Here is a 4,206-nt window from a genome sequence, read left to right as displayed (position 1 = left end):
TCAACAAAATACTAAAAAGTGGACTAAAATGGACTAAAATGTAGTTAAAGATGTGATATAGTATAAAGTGTAGAGATATGAAAATGAAAGACATTTAAGTGAAGCCCCGGGAAACTGTGGGCTTTACTTTTTTAGGAGATGAAACCAAATGAAAAAATGTGCCTACCAAGGCTGCCTGCTTGAAGCAAAACCCGGCAGCCTTTATTGTAAATATCATGCCAGGATGATTGAGATAGAAGATAAATACCCGCAGTGGTTAAAGGACATGATCGAGCAAATGAAAATGGAAACAAAAAACAAGGCAAAAGTGGAATGTGGTAAATAAAACAAAAGCAGTTTCTTTATTGCACCGAAAGTTGATATTAAAATTAACTTGTTGAATAAAAATGGAACTCGGGGTATAATAGTATCAAATAGTCCGAGATAGTTAATAATAATATTAACTTGTGCGTATAATATGGAACTGGGGTGATTGGTATGATGTATTACGCGGATCTTTTAAAGCTGGAGGTTTTTAATCTTGCGGATGCCGAAAAAATTGTAGGGAGTCTGGAAAACGCAAAGGCCATACTAAATTCATATGCAAAAAAAGGCATCATTAAACGGGTGCGCCGAAATTTATATTACGCTGTTAATTTGGAAAATAAAGAAGCACCAGCAAATCGCTATTTGGTGGCAAGTAAAATAAATGATGGTGCGTATTTAACGCATCACTCTGCCTTCGAGGTGCATGGATTATCTCATCAGATAAGCTTTGTAGCTTATGTAGCTTCAAATCAAAGGATATCCGATTTCGAATTTGAAGGGGTTTTATATAAATATGTAAGAGGTGGGATAAATGAAGGCGTTATACGCTATCATCTAAACGAAGGGATCAAGATGACAGATCTTGAAAGGACTGTTATTGATTCAATGGATAGGCTCGATTATTGCGGCGGTCCTCATGAATTAGATGAGATATTAAAGATATGTCCGGTTTTAGATGAAGGCAAGCTATTTAATTATCTCAAAGCATATAATAAGCAAGTCCTATATAAAAAGGCCGGATACTTTCTAGAACGACATCAGCAATCTTTAGGAATATCAGATGACTTTTTAGCCGCTATTGAGAAACGGACTGGGAATACAAGAAAGTATTTAAGTGAGGAAGCGTTAAACGGCAATGGTGTTCTTATGAACCGTTGGGGTTTAATCGTGCCTAAAACTTTTCAAGTTAGGAATGATATATTTGTTTGAAGTGGATAGAAAATATTATCTTAGATTGTCAGAAAAAACAGGATTTCATAAAGACGTAATTGAAAAGGTTCACCGGTTAATCACCATATTAGAATTTATAAATGAAAATGCCTTTTTAAGGGACAGATTAGTTTTAAAGGGCGGTACTGCGTTAAACCTTACTGTCTTTAATTTGCCCAGACTATCTGTTGATATAGACCTTGATTTCCATTCCTATGATAGTAGAGATATAGTTCTTGAAGAACGGGGAAAAGTAAGGGAACTGTTACACGAATATCTAAAAAGAAGAGGATATGAGATATCAAAAAAATCAAAGGATTATTTTGCTCTTGAATCAATCGTAGCCCGCTTTCAAAACAATTCCGGCAACTACGATAATATAAAAGTGGAAATAAATTATTCGCTAAGGCATCATATATGGAAACCAGTGATGAGAAAAATAAACACAGAATTGTTTGGGCCAAGAGGAGAAATAAAAACCTTAAATGGTATTGAATTATTAGCTTCTAAAACCGCAGCGTTATATAATCGATTGGCAGCCAGAGATTTTTATGATTTGTATAATGTAAAAAGGTTTGGAATCGTCTCTGAAGATGAGTATGATGACTATTGTAAAGCGGTAGTGTTTTATGGTTCCATATCGGGGGAGGCGGCCAAGCTAGATTTTTCCCCTGCTCGTGTGGATGAATTGAAGAAGAAAACAGTGTATCAGGATTTGTATCCAATGTTGGTTAAAGGCCAAAGGCTTGAACTTGATTATGCTAAATCTGAAGTGAAGGAATTTCTAACTAACAGTATTTCCATAACACCTAGACATAAAGAATACCTACAGCAGTTTGCCAAAGGAAATTACAGACCGGAGTTATTGTTTTCCGGGGAAAAGTTAGAGAACATAAAGGGACACCCTACGGCGATCTGGAAGACTATGAATACAAGTAAAAAGAAATAAAAGTTAAGTAACTGTCAAGAAGCACATTCTTGATAAAGCCCTTGGGGATTGAATTTCTGGGGCTTTTTCTATGCCCAAAAATAGGAGTTGAAATGAAATGCCAAAGAAACCATTAAAGCCCTGCCGCTATCCTGCTTGTCCGGAGCTGACGGAGGGAAGGTACTGCGAAAAGCACCAAAAGGAAATAGACCGGGAATACAACAAAAGCAGCCGGCCTTATAAAAAACTCTACAACTCCAGCCACTGGCAGAGATTACGGAAGCATGTTTTAACAAAACAGCCTCTTTGCGTCATCTGCCTGAAGGGAAAAATAATCACCCCGGCAACAGTGGTGGACCATATAAAACCACACAAAGGCGATGTGAAGCTGTTCTTTGATATCAATAACCTGCAGCCTCTTTGCAAGTCTTGCCACGATAGGAAGACTGCTAAAGAAGATGGTCGTTGGAGGAGAAAAGTTTATACCTACTGATACAGTTTTTGTAGCAGATGATGCAGGGGTAGGGGGTATAGGCGATAAACCTTGACTTGAGGGGTTTTGCTGTTTCAGAAGACGTTAATAACAAACAAAAAAAGGAGGTACCTATTTTGGATATTCGAAAAATACCAATAGAAAAGTTAAACCCGGCTAAATACAATCCCAGAAAAGATTTAAAGCCAGGTGATCCGGAATATGAAAAATTAAAAAAGTCCATGGAGACCTTCGGCTATGTGGAACCCATTGTCTGGAACAAGCAGACGGGAAACATTGTAGGCGGTCACCAGAGATTAAAGATATTACAAGACCAAGGACATAGCAAGATAGAGTGTGTGGTGGTGGACCTAGATGAAACCAAAGAAAAAGCCCTAAATGTTGCTCTAAATAAAGTCAGCGGCGAGTGGGATCTGCCAAAACTTGCGGATTTAATCGGCGAACTAGATAACGGCATATTTGACATTACCTTAACCGGCTTTGATGCTGCTGAAATAGAGGATTTATTTTCTAAAGTCCATGATAAGGATGTTAAAGAAGATGGCTTTGATGTAGATGAAGCTTTGAAAGAACCGGCTATTAGTAAACCAGGAGACCTCTGATTGTTGGGTCGTCATCGGCTACTTTGTGGTGACAGCACCAAAGCTAAAACTTATGAAAAGCTTATGGATGGTAAAAAGGCAAATCTAGTGGTGACAGATCCCCCATATAATGTAAATTTTACCGCAGGAAAGGAAAATGAACGCCTTATTAAAAACGACAACCAGAAAGACGATGAGTTTTATGAATTCCTCTTGGCAGCATTTAAGAATATTTACCATGCTCTTTCCGATGGCGGTGCCTTATATGTCTTTCATGCCGACACTGAAGGATTAAATTTTAGAAACGCTGTGCGGGAGGTTGGCTTTCATCTTGCCGGGGTCTGCATTTGGGTTAAGGATTCTTTGGTGCTGGGCAGAAGCGATTACCAGTGGCAGCATGAGCCCATAATCTATGGCTGGAAACCTACCGGTAGGCACAGATGGTATGCAGACCGTAAGCAAACAACGGTATGGCAGTTTGACAGGCCCAAAAGATCCGAGGAGCACCCAACCATGAAGCCGGTGGCCCTTTGTGCATATCCCATACAAAATAGCAGCGCTCCCAATAGCATTGTTCTCGACCCTTTCTCTGGAAGTTTTTCAACAGGAATTGCTTGTGAGCAGCTAGATCGTATCTGCTACGCTATCGAACTGGACGAAAGATATGTAGATGTAGGAGTAAAAAGATACGTTGAGTATGTAGGTTCAGATGATGAGGTTTTTCTAATAAGAGATGGGAAGAAAATACCTTATGCAGTTTTGGAAAATAAACGTGATATTTTAATTTACTCACAAAACCATTTGAACATTAAGTAATAATATGGTAAAATGCACTTAAGAACACGCTTTGAAAAACAAAAGCGGGTCGTGAGGTGCAGAATGGTTATAATTGGAGAGTTGAAAAAAGAATTTCAGAGACGAGGAGGAATCCTCAAAACAGCGGAGCTCAATGAACTTGGACTTTCAAG

4 protein-coding genes and 1 pseudogene are annotated in these 4,206 nt (G+C 38.6%); all 5 read left to right on the top strand.

Annotated elements, in window-relative coordinates:
* Nucleotides 1-148 precede the first annotated feature (148 nt).
* The 5 genes and pseudogenes from BUC45_RS05280 (at nt 149) to BUC45_RS11990 (ending at nt 4,054) form a co-directional block, all read left to right on the top strand.
* Nucleotides 149-325, top strand: coding sequence for a hypothetical protein (locus BUC45_RS05280; RefSeq protein ID WP_296970824.1), 177 nt, complete (start codon nt 149-151; stop codon nt 323-325).
* A gap of 152 nt (nt 326-477) precedes the next feature.
* Nucleotides 478-1,236 (top strand): hypothetical protein, encoded by a 759-nt coding sequence (locus BUC45_RS05275; protein ID WP_296970822.1) that lies wholly within the window; start codon nt 478-480, stop codon nt 1,234-1,236.
* Between the two features lies 1 nt (nt 1,237).
* Nucleotides 1,238-2,185, top strand: a complete 948-nt coding sequence (locus BUC45_RS05270) for a nucleotidyl transferase AbiEii/AbiGii toxin family protein (protein WP_296970825.1) — start codon at nt 1,238-1,240, stop codon at nt 2,183-2,185.
* Between the two features lie 97 nt (nt 2,186-2,282).
* Entirely contained in the window at nt 2,283-2,657 is a 375-nt protein-coding gene (locus tag BUC45_RS05265; RefSeq protein WP_296970821.1) for an HNH endonuclease signature motif containing protein, read from the top strand.
* A gap of 116 nt (nt 2,658-2,773) precedes the next feature.
* Nucleotides 2,774-4,054, top strand: a pseudogene (locus tag BUC45_RS11990) (site-specific DNA-methyltransferase).
* Nucleotides 4,055-4,206 lie beyond the last annotated feature (152 nt).

Origin of the sequence: Tepidanaerobacter sp. EBM-38, from assembly GCA_001896545.1 — a bacterium.
In the GTDB taxonomy this organism is placed as follows: domain Bacteria; phylum Bacillota; class Thermosediminibacteria; order Thermosediminibacterales; family Tepidanaerobacteraceae; genus Tepidanaerobacter.
The sequence above is the reverse complement of the archived record's forward strand: the minus strand, read 5'-3'. Positions and strand labels throughout refer to the sequence as shown.

Coding starts and splice junctions, on each gene's coding strand:
- BUC45_RS05280 (WP_296970824.1), top strand. CDS start 149: ATGAAAAAATGTGCCTACCAAGGCTGCCTGCTTGAAGCAAAACCCGGC.
- BUC45_RS05275 (WP_296970822.1), top strand. CDS start 478: ATGATGTATTACGCGGATCTTTTAAAGCTGGAGGTTTTTAATCTTGCG.
- BUC45_RS05265 (WP_296970821.1), top strand. CDS start 2,283: ATGCCAAAGAAACCATTAAAGCCCTGCCGCTATCCTGCTTGTCCGGAG.